Genomic DNA, 18,501 nt, shown 5'->3' on the forward strand with positions numbered 1-18,501 from the left:
GAAGACCGATCTCAGCGCTCATGCGCGGTCTCGCGCTACCGCTGACCGATGGTTCAGTCGGCACATCGCGGACACCGTAGATGCGACCGATTCCCCGCAAGCGCCTCAATATCTTTGACTGGCGTTGCTCCACCATGGAACTTGCATCCAGCGCCGTGAAACTGTGTCGCTACCGCGCATCGATTCACACATCGCAAGACTGGCTACAGGAGGCATCTGCCACAACTGCGGCCAGTTCTTCGACAGCAAATCGGAGGCCATCGCTCAGCTTTCGATCCTTCTGCCAAAAAATCACATAGTGATAAACTGCTCCAGGCTCGAAGAGCCGGAACTCAACGTCGAAACCAGCATATTCCCTCGCAATAATCTCATTCGTAATCGAGACACCGATACCTGCCATGACATAACCAACGTCGTGGCTATTCACATCATACTCAACGACAATTTCTGGCTGTGTTCCCATATATCGCAGCGCATTGACACTCATCTGATGAGACGCAAACTGCGGGTCGATGTCAATAATGGCTTCGCCGATAAGGTCTTCGGGCGTGACCACACGCTGCGAAGCGAACCGGTGATTTGGCGGAAACAGACACACATTGGTCGCCGTACCGACAGGCATCCAATCGAAGGTGCGTTCGTCGAGCGGCAATCGGGAAATCCCGAGATCCACCCTACCGGTTAAGACATGGTCGGCGATCTGCTGATAGCTCCCCGATTTGACCTGCACGGTATAGGAACGGCTCTTCTCGCGAATCTTTTTGACGACGAGCGGCAAGCTTCCAAATGAGAAGGCGCCTGGTGCTGCGATCCCAATCACGCGCGTGTCGTTGTTCCGGAGAAATTCGATTGACGGCCCAATGCGATCAAGACCGGCAAACGCCGCATCAATCGTGCGCAGAAGTTCCCATGCCTTATCGGTAGGACTCAATCTGTTGTTTTCCCGGCGGAAGAGTGCAAAGCCGATCGCCTCCTCCAACTGCCTGACGTTCTGACTAACCGCTGGTTGCGTTATTCGCAGCGCTTGCGCTGCAAGCCTTTCCGAGCCCGCGCGCATGACCTCTCGCAAGATTTGAAGCTGGCGGATCCTTACCGTTGAACCAACGATTTCCATTGTCGTCCCGTCCCTCAGTCCATGTTTCACACCACCAAGGCTATAAGCTATGCTTATTGAAATTTCGTTCATCTTATAAATTGACGATCCCGAGTCAAAGTATATTTTGGCCCGTAAGCCAGATTAATCACGAGTTAAATCAGATTAATCGTTCGCTATATGGTTGCGCATCCAGTTTTTTCCTTTTACTGAGAAAACATCTTTTCGATAAGCGGTAAAGTATACGATATTTAGAGGAGATATTGTTTTGCTCGACTTCATAGGCCAGTTCAGGCATGGCCTGACGAACACGCTCATCGTCTTTTTCTTAAGCTGTGCGCTCGGAACCACATTAGGATTGCTTATCGCAATCCTCCGAAACTCACGCCGAAAAGCTCTTTCAGCGAGCATGCAAGCCTATACGGGGATCATTCGAGGTGTTCCGGAACTCCTCATCATTCTCCTCATGTATTTTGGCGGAACGGCTCTCCTCAGCGCGATCGTTGGTCGCTATATCGAGATCAATGCGTTCGCGGCCGGTGTAGCGGCATTGACCGTGGTGTTTAGCGCCTACGCTGCGGAGATATTTCGCGGGTCGATCAACGCAATTGCTGCAGGCCAGAGAGAAGCCGCCATGTCACTCGGACTGCCGCGCTGGCAAATTTGGCTTTTGATCATCATCCCCCAGATGATCCCGATCGCCTTACCAGCCTTCTGCAATCTTTGTATCTCTTTGATCAAGGATACGTCCCTGATCTCCGTCGTGGGGCTGACGGATGTCATGCGTGTCGCCTACGTCGGCGCAGGTTCCTTGCGCGCACCCCTCCCCTTCTACCTCGCCGCGTCTGCGATCTATCTTACACTGACGAGCCTTTCTCTGCTTTCGTTCAGGCTAGTTGCGCGTCGCTACCCTGTTTCCTCGGCGAAAGGTTGAAGCGATGAATACCACCGTTGTGCTTGAGGCGCTTTTCACCCTTCCCCGAGGCTTGGCTTTAACTTTAGCACTCACATTCGCATCGCTTGCCTCAGGCTTTGTGATCTCGATCCCGCTAGCGTTCCTACGCGCATCATCCAATCCATGCGCCTCTGTACCGGTGCTTGCCTATACCTATGCCTTTCGCGGCACGCCACTGCTTGTACAGCTTTTCCTGATGTACTACGGCGTCGCGCAGCTTCCGTTCGTCCGTCAGAGTTTTCTTTGGCCAGTGATGAGAGAACCGTTCTGGTGTGCATTCATCGCCTTCACGTTAAACAGTACTGCCCATACTACCGAGGTTCTTCGCGGAGGAATCCAGACGGTCCCGCGAGGACAGCTAGAGGCCGCCAGATCCTTGGGTTTATCCGGTTTTCATACGGCGCGGTTAATCGTCTTCCCACTCACGATCCGCATCGCGCTTCCGGCCTACGTCAACGAAGTTATTGGAATGCTGAAAGCGAGTTCACTCGCAAGCACGATCACCTTGCTGGAAATAACCGGCCTCGCTCGACAGTTGGTATCTGAGACATTCGCACCATACGAGGTTTTCGTCGTCGCCGGCGGTCTTTACCTGCTGCTTACGCTCATAATCACTCAAGCGTTCCAAATTCTGGAGCTGCGCTGGGCGCACCCGAACAAACCGTCCGTCTTCGCTCCTGATAACTCGAAGAAGCACCGGCCAAAACCATCGCTCGCCACCACGCCAACCTGAAGCGGCGCTCGATATCAGCGCGGGCTCGCCAGAGCCCCAACCGTCAAACCCAACGATGATGAAGGGATTAAGGTTATGAAACGAACTGTCACGCTTGCACTATCCTCTCTGCTTCTATTGGCCATCAATTCGAATGCGATGGATCGAAAGACCATCACTATTGCCTCCGAAGGTGCGTCGCCGCCCTGGAATGCCATCAGCGCTGAAGGCAAACTGTTCGGCTTTGACGTCGAAGTCGGGCGGGAACTCTGCCGGCGCATGCACGTCGAATGCACCTTCGTGCCACAAGACTGGGACGGAATTATACCAGCGCTGACCGTCGGAAAATTCGACGCCATCATGTCCGGCATGGCGATTACGGAAAAGCGAAAGAAGTCCATCGCGTTTTCTCAGCCCTATGCCGGAGGCTTCAACCAACTCGTCGTGCGCAAGGATCTCAGGCTGCCGCCGACCGATACATCGGAGAAATTGAATTTGACGGCCATCGACGCCGGAAAACAGGCTGTCATTGATCAGCTTCGCACGGCCCTCACCGGCAAAACCCTGGGCGTTTTACGATCTTCGAATTCTGAAGCGGTGTTAAACGACTTGTTCGGTAAGGTGGCAACGATCAGGAGCTACGATTCCCAGGACAATATGCATCTCGACCTCGTGGCCGAACGCATCGACGGCGGACTTGCCGACTACTTCACATGGAAAGCATTTCTAGGTAGCAAAGATGGCGGGACCGCAACCTTATACGGTCCACAGCTCTCAGGTGGTTTGTGGGGGCCGGGGGTCGGTGTCGGCCTTAGGAAGGACGATCAGGAACTCATCACCGCGTTCGATAACGCCATCGAAGCCGCGACAAGAGATGGAACGTTAAAGCGCCTAAGCGAACAGTGGTTCAAAATCGATGTCTCGCCACAGGCCTCAAACTAGAGGCGCGCTCCGCCCGTGCCCTCTTCGAACAATAGGCTGAATGCATAGTCAGTCGATAATCCGAAAATCAAAGGGAGACTGTATGTCCGCGCCCTTTTCCATTGCTCTGACCGGCCAGTCGCTCATTCGTCACGACCTGAGATCGATCAGCGACCCGCAGCTCGATGAGATTGCCCAAATTCTCAAGGCGAGCGATGTCGCTTTTACCAATCTCGAGACGACCATTTATAGCCGTCATGGCGGCTGGCCGCTCAAGGGCTCCTACTTCGGGGCCGCGGCACCTGAGGTTTTGCCAGCTCTGAAGGAGTTGGGATTCAACAGCCTGGCTTTGGCGAACAACCATGCCTTTGATCTTGGCCCCTCGGGAATCCTGTCGACGCTGGAGGAGGTTGCGGCACAAAACTTCCTTCATGCCGGCATCGGTGTTGACCAACGTCATGCCGCCAAACCAGGGAAAAAAACATTCGGATCCAGGAACGTTGCGCTGATTGCAATCGATGCCGGCCCCGGACCGTCGTTCATGTATGCCGAGGATGCGAGCGAGGGCCGGATGGCTAGGCCCGGTATCAACAGACTGAAGGTATCGAGGGTATTCGATGTGGAGGTGGAAACCTTCAACGTACTTCGTTCTATACAAAGGCGATTTCTGAGTTCAAATCTGGAGCGGGCCAATTATGCCCAACCGGAGGATCCGCCTGAGGTCAACGACAAGACCGAAATCGATTTCTACGGAACGATGTTTCATAGAGCTGATCGCAATGTTCGCCGTATCGTGATCGACAGACATAGCGCCTGGGCCCAGCTCTCGACGATCGTGGAAGAAGCAAATGACGGCACGTTCGTCATCGTCTACTTGCATCACCATCACTGGGAACCGAGCTGGCAGCAGGTCCCCTCCTGGGTCCGGGAATTTGCCCATCACTGCGTGAACGCAGGCGCAGGCCTGTTCGTCAGCCATGGTGCCCCGGTCTTGCAAGCAATTGAGATTTATCGGGACACCCCGATTTTCTACGGCCTCGGAAACTTTCTCTTCCATACCGAGAAGGAAGAGCAGGAATGGAGCCCGCCGGAAGTTTGGAAGAGCGTTGTCGCGACCTGCAACTACGGCCCGGGCGGACGTTTGCGAGACATCAGCGTGCGTCCAATCGTAATCGGCGGAATTGAGGCACTGTCGGACCGAGACCGTGGCCGCCTACCCTTTCCTGTTCTTGTCGACGGCAAGATGGCGGAAGAGATACTTAAAGATCTCGCCGTGCGCAGTGCTGGCTTCGATACCATCCTATCCCAGGATAATGGGATCGGCCGGATCGTCCTTTAGGCGCGAACGCGGAAAAGCGCCGATGCGACAGCGCCGCATCCAATTTCCACGATCGGCGGCCCACAGCCGCCAATTTTTTCACGCTTTCCTAGCGATCAGCGTTCGGCTCCTCCTCCATCTCTTCATCAGCAATTGAACTGACGAGAGCGACAACGCGGCTGCGAACACGCGCTGGAAGGAGCAAAACGTCCTCAATCAGACGACGCCCTTCTGCAGTGGAAATATAGGCGATCCTTTCATCGACCTCGGTTGTGATGCGGCTGTCCTCGGACGTTGCAGGATCTGGAAGGCCTTCGAAGAACTTTGATACCGGGACCCGAAGGCGATTTGCGACCTCGTAGAGCATGGAGGCGCTGACGCGGTTCCGGCCGCTTTCATATTTCTGCACCTGTTGCAGGCTGACGCCGATGCCAGCGCCAAGATCGCCCAGCGATACATTCGACTGTATCCGGCGAATCCGAATCTGCTGCCCGACATGGAGATCGACAGGATGCACTGTTTCGCGTTCAGTTTTCGATAGCGCAGCTTGCGCGCGCCTTGATGATCGGATCTGGACGGCTGGTATGTGGCGATTCATGGTCGACACCCCGAATGGAGAGTTTCATGCGGTACGCCCCCGCTGAAAACTCGCTCAACCCACTGATCGGGGAGTTAGTAACCGTACACGACGGCCCTGTGGCCTTTAGTTCCGGGGAACCTGGACATACGCCACAGGCTCCCCGACCTAAAAGGTCAAGGAGTGTGATGCCGTATCGGCCGGCATCAACCGCGTGTAGGGGTTACTACGCCCCAAGGCAGCGCGTACTGCCTCATCGAAAAAGATAGTTGAAATCCGTTTGCCGCGCAACCGAATTCGTCACAAGATTCAAAGACTTCGCCTCAAGGCACGCGTTCGCCGAGAGAGGGTAAGCTCTCCAGCTCGCCAATGAGATGTCGGTACAAACTATCGTTGCGCGATCAGGAAAATGCCCATTGCGGGCAATCTCTGCTCACCTTGCCAGATGAGAAATCGGCAGCCAGTTCCGCCCATAAAGGATCCTGCGTGAAGCTTAAAAGCGACCCGCAAGCTTCTTCGATGTCCATTCGGCGAAATCGATCAAGAAGCGTCGCAATCCCGCCTTGGCCGAGCGTATTCAGCAGCGAAAATGGTTCACAGGGCGAGGAAACAATCCGGTGACCCCAGGCACCCGGTCGCTGGTCCTCCGCCAGCGCGGAGAGAAGCTGCGCATCGCGATCGTCCGTTCTCAGCGCGTCACAGAACGCCCAGCGCATCAAAGGATAGTAGATTGTATGCCGACTTCCGCCGAGAACACGGACGCCGGGCAGGATCGATGTGACGATGAACATCAACAGAAGATTCGGAACGATCTGGCCGTTCTCGAGGGCTTCGACCAAACTTGCCGGCGTAAATTCAACGCGGATATCGTCCGCATCGGTCGACCGAAGAATGGGACCATTGAGGCAAAGCGGAATGAGCCGTCCATCGATACAGCCCCAGAAAAAATGCGTCGAGTTCTTCAGCCATCCTCGCCAGGCTGTATTGGTTAACCGATCGATGCACCCTAGGAGCTGTACGGCAAAGGCCCTGTCCTCGATCAGCCGGGTTCGCAGCCAGGATTGCTCGTCGCAAAGGTGATCTCTCACCAGATGGGCAACGTCATTGTCGTCGAACTGAAGGAAGTCGATCCCGTTGTCGAAATAGCACTGCCAGAGTTTAATGTTTGCCGCCTTGATCGCCTCAGCTGCCGAGGGAAATTCGTCGGACGGCAAAATACTGCGGAGGCTGGAAATTGCCTCTGAGTCGGCACCCGGCTTGGCGGCATTTTGAAGCTGAAAGCTGTAGCAATTGTTTCTGCCCAGGATGCTATATGGGATCATTTTGCTGCGCGACAGGCCGAAAACATTGATCGCCTGGCCATCAATTTGAAGCCAAGCGGGACCTTTACGGCCACGTTCCACGAACTTCACGGTCGAACAACCATAGGAGATATAACACCTCCTTCCGTGGGCGCGGAGCCCCATCAATGAGAACAGATGAGTATAAAATGCGTCAGGCTCAATCAGCAGGTGAAGGTGGGGGCCGGTCTGCAATACGGGCGCGGCCTGGATCGCTCCTCCAAGTCGAAATGCTTGCTCTTTCGAAAAACCCTGGCGCTGCGCCACCTTTACGATCCGTGACCGCAATAGCGACATGGCTTGGCTGCGCGTACCGCAATTGGGTTGGTGGCGCGCAACAGCGAAGACAGACTTGGCATAGGCTTCCACTGGCGCCTGCTCAAACCGTCGAGCCCACGGGAACAGCTCAAATATCAGAGCCAATACCTTACTCTTGGATATGAACTCTGCATCGATCGAGGTCTCCATTCCTCAAACAAGCCGGCTTTTCAGCGGCCCTCCCCGATCCCTTGTAAAATAAAGGAAGAGAGCAACGGCGATCATAACGGCGCCGAAAAACCCCAATATCTGTGAAGGCAGGACCGCGCTTCCGAGAAAGCCGATGATGCCATAGCCCAAAAGCCCGACCGCCACGCAAATTGTATGGATCTGGCTTCTGGCACGCCCCAACATGCCGACAGGGACGGTAGATTGAACTTGCACATCAATCAGAACCCGCGCGATGTTATAGCTCAGGCCGAGAATAGTCATTTGAAAGAGCGCGAAGACGAAGCTTGGGACGACCCAAAAGCCGAGAAGAAACAAGCCGGCGAGCCCCAAATGAACAAGAATGTTCTGCCGCCAACACCTGTGGCCTGAAAGAAAGCTTGCACAGCCAGCAATAGAACCAAAGGCCCATCCGGCCTCAAGGTAGCCGAATTGTACCGCCGTGCCGTCCAATTCATGGATCACATATGCGGAGGCCAGCACGTTCACGAGCATACCCATTGTGTAAATCAGAGCGTATATAGAGGCGCTGGCCTTCAGCGAGCGAAGTGTGCTCGTCGTCGGCAAGAGGTCCAGGCAACGGATGCCGTCCCTGATGGAGCGCTGTTGAGAAGAGGAGCGCTGCCATCGGTTGCGCATAGCCCACGGCGCCAACAGAGAGAGAATAAAGCAAACACCCGGTAGGACCGGCGTCAAGTCCGTGTCTTTGGCGGTGAGAGCGAATCCCGTGACGATGGCGGCGAGCAGATTGCCTGCCTGCATTCCAATATAGGAGGCCGAGTTGAAGGACCAAAGTTTTTCGGGACCGACAATTGACGGAATCAGTGCTTGCAATGCCGTCAAATGGGTTCTGTCGACGATCGCAAAGATCGTCCACGAGATATAAAGGATGAGCAGCGGGTCGACAAACGAGAGACCTACACCGGTCGACACCATCAGCGCCAGCCGAAGCAGATCACAACTCATGCAGACGATGCTGCGATCAAATCGATCGACCAGCGCGCCGCCGACATTACTCGTCAACAATTCGGCGGCGCTGCCGAGCGCGAGAAGAATAGCAAGGACGCTCGCGCCGTGGCTGACGTCGACGGCAATCCACGCTGTTAGCACGAAATAAGCATTGCGGCCGGCAGACGATGTCACAACGCAGCACAGATAGACGCGGCAAGCGACATTCCGGCCCATCAATATCCCGACTCCATCCGCAGTCCCTCCTGACAATTACATGAGGGCACCCTATTCCATTCAAAGGCCTGCGGCTTTCACGAAATTGATATTATTTCTGGCTCGGAACGAGCTTGTCCTCTCCAGACAGCACGGTATTCCGCGGGCGAAAGTCCCGTCTCGCGTCGAAATCTGGTCGACAGATGGCTTCCACTCGCATAGCCGCAGGCAAGCGCAACCTCAGTGACTGTCATCGCTGTCGTACGGAGAAGATCGCTGGCGCGTTCGAGACGACGTCGATTGTAGAAGGCATAAGGAGTGAGGCCTTGGGAGTGCTTGAATGCGCGGCAAAAGTGCTCATAGGTCACACCTGCTTCTTCGGCGAGCGAGCGCACGCTCGGAGGTCGATCGATATGGGCGTCGATTTTTTCAATCACTCTCTTCAGCTGCGCGGGCGCCATGCCCCCGCGGGGAGCCTTGCCTGATATTCGAGAACCGCGGTGCAAAAGTCCAAAGATGGCCGCCAGATGTCCTTCGACAATCAAGTCGCTTATCGGATCGTCATATGAAAGCTCGCCGGCAATCTGCCTCGCTAGGCATTGTATTGGTAGATCCCTAAAACCGAGCTTTGGGCGAAAACTACGGGTGCCAGGCAGCCTTGCAGACAAGTCGACCAGTAACTCGCTTGCAACCGTTATCATGAGATAGCAAGCCTCGGGGTCACCCTCATCCCAGCCGCTCCATCGGCAACCAGGCGGAATGTAAACGAGAGAACCGTCCTGACGGGGAGTAAAGCCGGCATTTCGTCCGTCAATGTAGTTTTCGCCTGACCTGGCGGCGCCTCGTATATTCAGAAAAATCAGGTGGTGATCCGTTACAACGTCGATTTCCTGCCGAGCTAAGCCGACCCGACGGACAACATCGGCGCGAGCGTGCTTCCAATGGCCATGCTTGTGAAGGACGACCCGCGCTTGCGACTGCTTTATTTTTTCGGGTTGAACGGCTGGAACGATCCCCACGTTGATTGGCTTCTCCTGTTTAAAGATCGCCGTAACCTATCTGATCAAAAGTTGTCGATCAAACGTCCTTTAACCTGAGGTCGAATTCTATATCAATTTCGTGAAAGCCCATCAAAATTGTGGATGCGAGAACCTCAGGATGAAGCTCATCTTACGAACGAGCATTATCGCGAGGAAGCCGCCGTGGCGTTCGTCGTCTCAGACTTACCTCGATCGTCCGGCATTCTCAATTTGCGTCTTTAAATCACCAAGCGGCGATAATGCGAGAGAAAGGCAGGTCTTTCGCATGCCCGAATTTGACGACTTTATAGCGGAATGCGACCGCGCACCTCGTCTCAACGAGCTTTCGGAGTTCTTTTCGACAACCGCATCGGGACAAGCAGGTAAGCCCATCCGCCAGCCTAAGTTTGATCGCCGCTTCTTTCCGCCGGATCTAACCTTCCGGCGCTTTTCAGCTCTTCACCCACTGCGGCAGGGCCCGTTCGATCAGCATTACCTCAGTAGCATCCCATACCGCTTCGAAGAGGAATGCCGCATGGGTTGTGCGATCCTCAAATATATGCGCGCGAGAAAACGAAAATTGAAACTCTACACATTGGGAGCAGCTGAGGGCACGATGGCGCGCGTGATAGCTGAACTCGCCGATGGTAGGGTCGAAGCACTATCGTGCAGCCCAAACATCGAGAACTTGAGGAGCTTTTATGCCTATGGGGTTCCTTCGCATGCCATGTTTTTCCATGGACCGTTTCATCATCTGACGCCTCAAAAGATCCAAAATGATGACAAGCTTCGGACGTTTGCAGGCGGCTTCGACATCATCGTCGAGGACACGACCTTCCAGATGTATTCGCCCAATCGCTTCGATCAAATTCGTTTTGTATCGCAGCATCTTAAAAGCCATGGACTCTTCATATTCATTGAGAAGTTCACGCATGAAGACGACGAGGAATATCGGCGGCGTGAACGGCAAAAGGACCATGGTTTCAAGGCCCGTTTTTTCAGCGCTGCCGACATTCGCGCGAAGGAAGAGACCGTTCTAACGCATATGAATCGAAACGAAGTCAGTCTGGTGGAAATCCGCGAGACGCTGCGTCATTTTTTCGGCCACACGATCGTCATCTGGAACAGCGGGAATTTTTACACGCTTGTCGCCAGCAACGACGCAGAAAATCTCGAGCTGTTCCTGTCGAGACTATACCCGGCCCCAATCCCGGCGGAATACGTCTACGCGGACCTGCCATATCGGCTTTATCCCGTATCCGAAGCCGTGCCTGTCTCAGACAGATCTGGACCCCTTCGGTGATACCGAGAATGGGCCATCGGAGCCATGCAACGGCGCCTCTCGTTATCCAGTGTCCGATTTATTCTAGAAGCTTTTGGAAAGGCGGAGCAAATTTGAGCAGCGATGGTCAGTCTATGAATTTCAACGCTCGCGGCCTTCACTGCGTCATGCGAAGAATTGGCTGCGCCAGCCTCGTCATTTTCGACAGAGATGGTCTCCTTCTGAGCCGGAAAAGTCCCTCCAGGGATCTCATGCTGGGGGACGTTAGCGACGAATTCGTTGAAATGTTACGAGAGCTGCGAGAGCTCAATCTTCGATTCGGCTTCATCTCGGACGAAAGAGGGATGGATGCTGTCTCATATGGGAGATCGGAATTCACCACCCTCACGAGCCTGCTCGATGAGTTGCTTCGCATTCGTAGTGCCATGCCAGATTTCTGGATGACATGGAGTGAACTCTCAGGAAATCGCGGCTCGAAACTTCGACATCGAGATGATTGGCGACAAAAGCGTGGCGCCGGAATGATCCGACGATCGATAGAGTTGTACGGGATCGACAATAGGGAAACCGTATTCGTCAGCGCCTCTGCAGCAGGACTCCTCGCCGCAAACACCGCGGATGTCACGTTCATCCAGGTTGTTGGCCAGGGAAGCGATTGTGTCATGCCACGCCGGATGGAAACGGAGGCGCAACAGCCAAGTCAATCTACAACAACGGAGATCGGACGGCTTCGAGCCACGATCGAACAGATATTGGGGCTGCCTCATCGCGCCGGACACCACTGCATCGGCGTCCGATCAGAATGATTGGCGGTGCGTCAGCGGTTGCGATCTCTGTCCTTTTGCCGTGGCGGTCGAAGCTTGATCGACTTAGGTATTTCCCGATCGCTCAGTCGCGTTTTCTCACGATCGCGATCTGATCGCTCCGTTTCGGACCTACCATGCTGCGCGTTGGACCGGGCGATACGTGACGCGTCGAGAGAGCGGTTGCTCGAGCTTTTGTTGACGATCCCCTGCTCGGCAATATGATCGCGGCCGGCCGCCGACTTCGTTTCCAGGCTGTCAGAACCGCGATTATTTTCACCGGTTTCGACGCGGTCGCGGTCCTTCGGGATGCGAGCGTCCAGCTGCAGTCCAACGACCTTTCCAATAACCTTTGTCGCCTGCTCGAACATCAGCCGATCGGATGGATTGACGATTTTCGCGGCAAGGCTTAGCGCGGTATTCGCGAGGGTTTCTTTCGCGGTCTTCGCCTGGGCGGCGCTGATGGGTGTCGATCGTAGCATGTGTTCTTCGCCTTTCTCTCTTGTGGGATCGCGGCCATCATGGACGGCTGTCTCAAGCCGGCGGTATTCGCGTTGTAGTCCGATTGATAAATCTCGGCTCAGCTCGCGCGCCGTACTAGGCGCAGATCGATCTTTCGCAATTCCGTCCAGCATTCTAATGACAAGTCCGACTGAGCGCCTGCTTTGTTCGAGCCGTCTCCTGGCGCGCTCCAGTCTCGGCGCGGTCGGCGTGTCGCGAAGCTTGGCCAGAACCTTGTCGACCACGTTGCTCGGGGCCGTGGCTCCCATCCGCCGGAACATCTCCCATTCCCAGCGTTTGACCGGCGGGGGGCCGGCACGTTCGATGCGTTTTTGACGATCGATAGCTATTCCACGTTCCCACGCCTTTTCGGCGAAGCGAGTGCGCCACTCCGTGAAGTCACGAATATTGGGATTGAGCATCTTGCCGCTGCTGTTACGCAGCGCAACGATCACATGCAGGTGCGGATGCTTATCAAGGTCATTGCGATTGTGGACGGCATAGGCATAGCGGTGACCGAAAAATTGCTCTCTCAGGAAATCGCGGCCAGCGAGAATGAACTGATCCCGGTCGACATTGGCCGGCCCCGACAGCAACAGATGCATGAAGTCCCGAGGCTGGCGTGTCTGCATGAGCGCCCCGACGATCTTGCCCTCCGCCGTGAGCTGCTTGTGATCGCTTGTTTTCAACTCGCGCCGTGCGACGCCTTGCTGATAGCGGCCGCTCTTTCCCGGACGCTCCTCTAAGTGCGTCTTGGTCGAAAGCGTCACTTCCGCGTCTCCGCGCTGCATCGCATGCAGCGCCGCCATGAACCCCTTCGGACCACTCGAAAACTCCACCGGATAGCGCGAGACCGGCGTGATCCCCTCCGCACGCAATGCCTCGTCCAACCGTGAATCGATTGCATTCACGTCATCGATTTCAGCCACGACGCGATTCTGGGTGCTGCGGTCTGATCGGTCCCGCTTCTCATGCGCAATCACCAGCGCGAGGTTCAGACGGGTTTGGCCCTTCACGCCTTCGCTGACGCTGAATGCGTAGGTCCGATCCGTATCACCAACGTCGCGAAACCCTTCTGACGCAAGCGAGCTCAATGCGCGCGCAACGCGGCCTCGATCGGTGCTCTCGAGCTCATAGGTCAGCCGCAGCACGTCCTTGCTTCCTTTCCGGTTTCCGAACTCCCTCTCCCAGGATCGGACTTCTGCGCTGAGATCGGAGATTTCGCGGCCATCCTGATCGTGTGCCTTTTCTTCTTTGCTTTGATAGGCAAGAACGTTGCGTGCCGAGGCGGCACCTGCTCCATACGACAAAACCTTGACGACGACGGCGTTGTTGCCACTCGCTCGACTGAATGCTGTCGCTGCGCCAGCGTTGCGCGCTGCCGAGGGTAGCCCGACTTTCGTCCTCGGCGGCGCCTTTTTTGCTCCACCACCCCCGCCGCCGCGCCGTCGAAGCTCATCCTCGATGAGGTCCAAATAGCTCGGCAGCCTTCGGCCTTCACGCCTAGATCCGGAGCGACTTCTGGAGAGGTCGTTCATCGTGTCTCCTGATCAGGTCGGCGATAAAGGTGGACGGTCTGACGAAAGAAGCATCACGAATTGAATCAAGAGCTCCCATGATCTCGTCCAGCTTCGCCATGATTGCCGCCGCGAGGATGTCTTGATCGCTCCTTCCCGACAGAAACTCCTCGTTGCGGAAAGCGAGCTCACGAAGGAATTGATGCATGTTTCCCAACTGGCGGTCATGCTCTTCCAGGATCGCGGGTACATGCATGATCTCCCTAGTCACGATGAGCTTCGCGATGAGGTTGACCGAGATGTCGAGACGGCTGGCAAGCAGCTCCACGTTGCTGAGGACATGGGTAGGTAGACGGAACATGATGGCCGGTTCACGCATCTGCCTACAGCCCCCTCGCCTTCAAGGCTTCGAGGATCAGTCTGTGGGTCGCCGAGGAGAGTTGCTCATGCCGTTCCAGCGATACACGGAAAATCTTCGTCAGCACGTCGTCGTCGAGGTACAGGGAAATGCGCTTTCGCTTGGCCGAGCCAATGTTTACATCGGCTTGGGCTTTTACCGCCTGCTCCTCGCGAAGTTTGCTTTTCCCTGGAGAGCGACGGTGCTCTGACATCGTTTCCCGCTCGACGCCCGGCTCCTGCGTCTGGGAAGGATCCTCCGGCATGAGCTTGTCGAGATCTAGGCTGGTCGGCATGTAAGAGGTCGCATCCTCCTCTACGACCTTCGCCTGGTCTTTTCTCGATCGCGAAAGAGCGAGAATGTTACCGGCTGGCGTTCGTTCCCTCGACATCGCGCTCAGGCAGCCTCGGCCTGCAGAAGGCCGATGAATTCGTTGTTGATTTTTTTGACCAGATCGATCGCGTCGAGCACGCTTTCGGAGGCGCGCCGCTTAGCCGACGGGGTCAGCGCCGGATTGTTCTCGATGCTGGTAAGCTTGGAATAGAGCGTCCCAAAGCCGGCGCCGACGTCGCTGAAGTGATTGCTCTTGCGAACGACTGTGTCCACCAACGGAATTCGGCCGCTCGTCAGGATAGCATGGACCTCCGGGAGGGAGCGATTATGCTTGAGGGCGATCATGTCCACAAAGTTCCAGATCGCCGCATACGGGATCGGACCTTGCGTCCGCTTCCTGGAAATCTCCTTCAAAATCGTTGCCACCTTGATGGCGGAGGTCGCGGCCGTCGGTTCGGGGATGACGGGAATGAGCACCGCATCGCATTCGTGGTAGACCTCGATTGCCCGCTGGTGAACGTATCCGCCAACGTCGTAGATCCGAATGTCAGCAGCAGGCGCCTCCGCAAGGCGATCTGCGAACCGGTCGTCCGGCGCGACCCGCATATGCAACAGCGTTCCATCGTTCGGGAGCAGCCCCCGCTTCATCGAGACATTGTACCAGCGGGTCGACGATTCCTGCTCGTCACAATCGATAAGCAGTGTCCTGTGTCCCTGCTGGGCGAACTCGGCTGCGAGATTGACGTTCAAGGTCGATTTCCCGGCGCCGCCCTTGAAGGTCGAGATCGCGAGCGAAAGTGGTTTGCCTGTCATGGAACCCTCAGCCTCGAAGTTTTGCTTGGGCTAGCGTGCGCTGGCGAGCAGCGATCAGATCGTCGTTGATCCTCATCGCTTCACGCTCCCGGGCTGTGTCTGCCTTGAGATCTCTGCCCGGCCAGAGTTTCAGGACTGGCAGAAGAAGGAGAACGAAGACGGTGATCGTCGCGCCTTTGAACCAAGGGGACTGCGCATACAGACTGGCCGCCCATTCCCATAGTCCCCGCGTCCACGCCGCCGGGAAGAAGAGATAGGAAATCGTCAGCGCAAGGGCGTAGGCAACAAAGGCCGCAATCAAGACACAGGCGGCCGAGACGATCAGAAAATTGATGCTTAAAATCAGGAACCATAGGGCCCTGAAGGGGAAGATCACGATCCTTGTGGCTGTCTGCTGTAGCGACATCTGCCTTTCTCCATGTCCCAGTTTCGCGTTTGAGAAGACATATCGCAATCTTTCCGACTTTTCCAGACTTGCACTGCAGTATAATTTTATGCATCATCGCCGGAGCCAATTGATGACGGACGCAAGCATGAAACCTGGCGCACGACGGCTCGCTCAACTCCTCCTCTGCATCATTGCATGCACGACAAATGCAGCGACGCTTGCGGGCGAAGAGGATGCGGTCTCAAGATTTGTAAGCTACTATCAGAAGGCCTACGCGGAAGGGCGGGATTTGATCCCTGCCCCGCAGAAGCCTCTCGATGTCTCCTCGATCGCCGAGCGTCTCAGCCTGCAAACCATCACACCGGAAGGCGCATTGAGCGGAAGCGCGTTCCTCGCCTCCGACGGCACCATCATTAAATTGGCCGGTGTCCACGGCTGCCTCTCGACCGAAAAGATGGAATTTGCCGGCGTGCAGACCACATGCGCGATGGTCTCGCTCGCCGGTCTAACCGCCATGCTCGAGGAGGCTGAGGCCGGCGCCGGCAACGCTTTCCCGTGTCATTTCCTCGGCCAAAATTCCGGTTCTCCGACCGTACGTTTTGCCGAATGCTTCTTCGTGGAGGACGGTGAAACACGATCGCTTTCCGAAGTGCTCCTTACAAAGGGAGTAGCGTTCGCGGCACGCGATCGCACCGGCCGGGCAGTGTTTCCAGAATATGCACAGGTAGAGGAACTCGCGCAGAAAGCCAAAGCCGGAATCTGGGCAAACGCGCAGTTCCTGCATCCTTACGGTGAGCGCTATCGCGCCAACCCTTCCGCAAACTCATCGCGATGAGGTTCCTGATGTTGATAACCACGCTAGCAGCCTCCGGCCTTTTTGCAGGCATGTCGATCATGCCCATGCTCGCCGGCTCGAACATCCCAGAACCTCCGCGCCTCCAAGCTCCGATTATACTGGTCCAGGCGACTGGGAGCAAAACGGCCGCCGTAGATAACCACGAAAGCGATGGAACCGAATTCGCGCCTTTTCCAGAACGGGCGCAGTTCGAAACCGGCGACACCTGGATTTCCGGCGGGCGGCGATATCGTCTCTATGGCCTGCAAGCGTGTCTCCGCGGGACACCCGTCACAATTTCTCCCGGTGTTGTCAGGGATTGCGGAGAGCTTAACCTGATCATGGTCCAGGCGTTGATAAGAGATACGAATCCCGTCTGCACAACCATCAGGGACATCGATCAGAACAATGCCGTGGTCGGCTGCCAAACGACAACAGGCGAACGGCGCTATGATCTCGCAACTTACATGATCGCCGAGGGGTGGGGATTCGCCGCCGTCGACACCGCCGGCCATTTGATCGTTCCCGGCTACAGGGTGGCGGAAGAAAGTGCACGATCGGCACGCGCCGGACTGTGGGCCTATTCGGACATGCCGCATCCCGTCGCAATCCTTGCCGGCCAAGGGAGTGCACAACGATGAGACTTGTTTCGCTGTCGACCATATTTTTGACGATGACAGTGACGGCCCCGAGCGCACAAATCCGGCCAGCTGACATCCCGCGTCAGATTTATGGAAAAGTCCAGGTCGTCGACGCGACCACCTTTGAATTCCGGAAGAGCGCGCAGACCGTGCGGCTGGCGGGATACGAAGCCCCTCGTCTCGAGCAAACGGCCACCAGCGATGGCGTCGACTGGCCGGCGGGCCAGGTCTCCCGGGCCTGGATGATCCTCCGAACACTTGGGCGGGACGTCAACTGCGCACCGATTGCTCGCGATGCCAACGGTGTGATCCTTGCCCATTGCTTTGTCGGAGAGACAAACCTCGCCGCCACTGCGATCGCAGAAGGCATCGGCTATGCGTTTAATTACCGCGGCGAACCTCAGGTTCCCGCTTATTTCGATATCGAAAGGAAGGCGCGCGGCCTTGGGTACGGCGTCTGGTCATCGCCAGATCTCCTTCCTCCCTGGCTCTATACGGCGTCAACGGCAAATGGAGAGAAGGTCGGGGGTTCCTCACCGGAAGCTGACAGCGGCTTGCCCCTGCCTTTACCCGTTGTCCCCGCCAGATCACCCACTCTAACGACGTGCATGGAGGTTAAATGAGCCGCATTGTTGCAGCCGTTGTAGCGCTCATATTGATGACCGGATCCGTTTCGATAGCGACCGCGCAGGACGGCGCTACCCAGAAGCAGATAGACCAGCGTGATCCAGACGTTTGCGGAGCCGGAGGTGCTGGTTGCGATCCTGCCGATGTGCAACGGTGGAAAGCTGTCGGCAACAGGCTTGCCGATCTCTCGTCAGCCGATCTCAGTCAGTACGCCTATGCCTGCGCCAAGCATCCCGATTGGAAGAAAGACTGCGAAGCCAATCCGGCTGCCGTCCTGAAACGGCTCGGGATCGAGGGATACTAAGCATGGCGCTAAACAAGCCTTCCGGAGGCGCGGTCTTGGCAGCCGCCATCGCCTTCCTCGTCGGCACGACTGGCGGCTATGCGATCGACGAAGTCATCCGGAGCGATCGCGAGACTGATCTGGAACACGAGGTCGCGCGGCTGAAAGATGAAGTGTCACAAAAGACGAACGCTGACGTCCCAAGTGACGAGGAGGTAAGCGCTGCGCTTGCGCAATCCGGGCGGTCAATGCGCATTTCGGAATGCAAACCGCGTCAGTCCGTGCCGGGTGTGACCTGCTCAGGCATTATCACAACGACGGCAGGATCATTTGCCGGAGCAAGCCAACCCGGTGGGTTCTGTTGCAAACTTCCTGGTTACTGGTGGCATGGCATTGATCTTCGGAAGTCGCGGAGATTGGCAATGTTCAAAGGTCGGCATTTCGAGCAGTCGGTGATCTTGCTGTGCGTGCGCTGGTATCTGAGCTATGGCCTGAG

The 18,501-nt window shown here is 56.1% G+C and carries 21 protein-coding genes; 11 read left to right on the forward strand and 10 right to left on the reverse strand.

Translation table 11 applies throughout. The annotated features are described in order from the left end of the window. Nucleotides 1–184: 184 nt before the first annotated feature. Nucleotides 185–1,114 (reverse strand): LysR family transcriptional regulator, encoded by a 930-nt coding sequence (locus FHX05_RS28670; protein ID WP_183876162.1) that lies wholly within the window; start codon nucleotides 1,112–1,114, stop codon nucleotides 185–187. Between the two features lie 247 nt (nucleotides 1,115–1,361). On the opposite strand from FHX05_RS28670, the gene FHX05_RS28675 reads away from it, so the two are divergent. The 4 genes from FHX05_RS28675 to FHX05_RS28690 all read left to right on the forward strand — a co-directional run bounded on the left by FHX05_RS28675 (nucleotide 1,362) and on the right by FHX05_RS28690 (nucleotide 5,020). Further along, nucleotides 1,362–2,027 carry an ABC transporter permease subunit gene (locus FHX05_RS28675; protein ID WP_183876164.1) on the forward strand — a complete coding sequence of 222 codons (666 nt, stop codon included), beginning with the start codon at nucleotides 1,362–1,364 and terminating at the stop codon, nucleotides 2,025–2,027. A 4-nt stretch (nucleotides 2,028–2,031) separates the two neighbouring features. After that, nucleotides 2,032–2,781 carry an ABC transporter permease subunit gene (locus FHX05_RS28680; protein WP_183715363.1) on the forward strand — a complete coding sequence of 250 codons (750 nt, stop codon included), beginning with the start codon at nucleotides 2,032–2,034 and terminating at the stop codon, nucleotides 2,779–2,781. A 75-nt stretch (nucleotides 2,782–2,856) separates the two neighbouring features. After that, nucleotides 2,857–3,702 carry a transporter substrate-binding domain-containing protein gene (locus tag FHX05_RS28685; RefSeq protein WP_183715365.1) on the forward strand — a complete coding sequence of 282 codons (846 nt, stop codon included), beginning with the start codon at nucleotides 2,857–2,859 and terminating at the stop codon, nucleotides 3,700–3,702. An 82-nt stretch (nucleotides 3,703–3,784) separates the two neighbouring features. Then, the gene (locus tag FHX05_RS28690) at nucleotides 3,785–5,020 is read left to right on the forward strand and encodes a CapA family protein (RefSeq protein ID WP_183715367.1); all 1,236 of its coding nucleotides are present in this window, start codon (nucleotides 3,785–3,787) and stop codon (nucleotides 5,018–5,020) included. 88 nt (nucleotides 5,021–5,108) lie between these two features. Here FHX05_RS28690 and FHX05_RS28695 read toward each other — a convergent pair whose 3' ends face one another. The 4 genes from FHX05_RS28695 to FHX05_RS30905 all read right to left on the reverse strand — a co-directional run bounded on the left by FHX05_RS28695 (nucleotide 5,109) and on the right by FHX05_RS30905 (nucleotide 9,585). Beyond that, a complete protein-coding gene (locus tag FHX05_RS28695; protein ID WP_183715369.1) occupies nucleotides 5,109–5,597 on the reverse strand; it encodes a helix-turn-helix transcriptional regulator in 489 nt (162 codons plus the stop codon). Nucleotides 5,598–5,977: 380 nt separating this feature from the next. After that, nucleotides 5,978–7,384 carry a hypothetical protein gene (locus tag FHX05_RS28700; RefSeq protein WP_183715371.1) on the reverse strand — a complete coding sequence of 469 codons (1,407 nt, stop codon included), beginning with the start codon at nucleotides 7,382–7,384 and terminating at the stop codon, nucleotides 5,978–5,980. A gap of 3 nt (nucleotides 7,385–7,387) precedes the next feature. Beyond that, on the reverse strand, nucleotides 7,388–8,587 hold the full coding sequence (locus tag FHX05_RS28705) for an MFS transporter (protein ID WP_183715373.1): 1,200 nt from the start codon (nucleotides 8,585–8,587) through the stop codon (nucleotides 7,388–7,390). A gap of 77 nt (nucleotides 8,588–8,664) precedes the next feature. Then, complete coding sequence (locus tag FHX05_RS30905) at nucleotides 8,665–9,585, reverse strand: helix-turn-helix domain-containing protein (RefSeq protein WP_183715375.1); 921 nt, start codon at nucleotides 9,583–9,585, stop codon at nucleotides 8,665–8,667. A 286-nt stretch (nucleotides 9,586–9,871) separates the two neighbouring features. Here FHX05_RS30905 and FHX05_RS28715 point away from each other — a divergent pair, with 286 nt between their 5' ends. Then, a complete protein-coding gene (locus tag FHX05_RS28715) occupies nucleotides 9,872–10,888 on the forward strand; it encodes a class I SAM-dependent methyltransferase (protein WP_183876166.1) in 1,017 nt (338 codons plus the stop codon). A 92-nt stretch (nucleotides 10,889–10,980) separates the two neighbouring features. Next, entirely contained in the window at nucleotides 10,981–11,673 is a 693-nt protein-coding gene (locus FHX05_RS28720) for a hypothetical protein (protein ID WP_246699144.1), read from the forward strand. Nucleotides 11,674–11,684: 11 nt separating this feature from the next. On the opposite strand, the gene FHX05_RS28725 is transcribed toward FHX05_RS28720, so the two are convergent. From FHX05_RS28725 to FHX05_RS28745, 5 genes are all read right to left on the reverse strand, one after another. Continuing rightward, nucleotides 11,685–13,709 carry a hypothetical protein gene (locus FHX05_RS28725; RefSeq protein WP_183876168.1) on the reverse strand — a complete coding sequence of 675 codons (2,025 nt, stop codon included), beginning with the start codon at nucleotides 13,707–13,709 and terminating at the stop codon, nucleotides 11,685–11,687. Continuing rightward, nucleotides 13,675–14,067 (reverse strand): hypothetical protein, encoded by a 393-nt coding sequence (locus FHX05_RS28730; protein WP_183715381.1) that lies wholly within the window; start codon nucleotides 14,065–14,067, stop codon nucleotides 13,675–13,677. Before FHX05_RS28730 ends, FHX05_RS28725 begins: the two co-directional genes overlap by 35 nt. Nucleotides 14,068–14,071: 4 nt before the next feature. Next, entirely contained in the window at nucleotides 14,072–14,380 is a 309-nt protein-coding gene (locus FHX05_RS28735) for a hypothetical protein (protein ID WP_246699145.1), read from the reverse strand. Between the two features lie 101 nt (nucleotides 14,381–14,481). Next, nucleotides 14,482–15,231, reverse strand: coding sequence for a ParA family protein (locus FHX05_RS28740; protein WP_183715384.1), 750 nt, complete (start codon nucleotides 15,229–15,231; stop codon nucleotides 14,482–14,484). A gap of 7 nt (nucleotides 15,232–15,238) precedes the next feature. After that, entirely contained in the window at nucleotides 15,239–15,637 is a 399-nt protein-coding gene (locus FHX05_RS28745; RefSeq protein ID WP_183715386.1) for a hypothetical protein, read from the reverse strand. A gap of 112 nt (nucleotides 15,638–15,749) precedes the next feature. Here FHX05_RS28745 and FHX05_RS28750 point away from each other — a divergent pair, with 112 nt between their 5' ends. The 5 genes from FHX05_RS28750 to FHX05_RS30655 all read left to right on the forward strand — a co-directional run. Then, entirely contained in the window at nucleotides 15,750–16,454 is a 705-nt protein-coding gene (locus tag FHX05_RS28750; RefSeq protein ID WP_246699146.1) for a nuclease, read from the forward strand. An 8-nt stretch (nucleotides 16,455–16,462) separates the two neighbouring features. Next, nucleotides 16,463–17,095, forward strand: coding sequence for a thermonuclease family protein (locus FHX05_RS28755; protein WP_183715388.1), 633 nt, complete (start codon nucleotides 16,463–16,465; stop codon nucleotides 17,093–17,095). Then, complete coding sequence (locus FHX05_RS28760) at nucleotides 17,092–17,718, forward strand: thermonuclease family protein (RefSeq protein ID WP_183876172.1); 627 nt, start codon at nucleotides 17,092–17,094, stop codon at nucleotides 17,716–17,718. Before FHX05_RS28755 ends, FHX05_RS28760 begins: the two co-directional genes overlap by 4 nt. Then, entirely contained in the window at nucleotides 17,715–18,026 is a 312-nt protein-coding gene (locus tag FHX05_RS28765) for a hypothetical protein (protein ID WP_183715392.1), read from the forward strand. Before FHX05_RS28760 ends, FHX05_RS28765 begins: the two co-directional genes overlap by 4 nt. A gap of 35 nt (nucleotides 18,027–18,061) precedes the next feature. Further along, on the forward strand, nucleotides 18,062–18,501 hold a 440-nt coding region (locus FHX05_RS30655; RefSeq protein WP_246699147.1), incomplete at its 3' end, for a hypothetical protein.

This window comes from Rhizobium sp. BK491 (genome assembly GCF_014194925.1).
Taxonomy (GTDB): domain Bacteria; phylum Pseudomonadota; class Alphaproteobacteria; order Rhizobiales; family Rhizobiaceae; genus Rhizobium.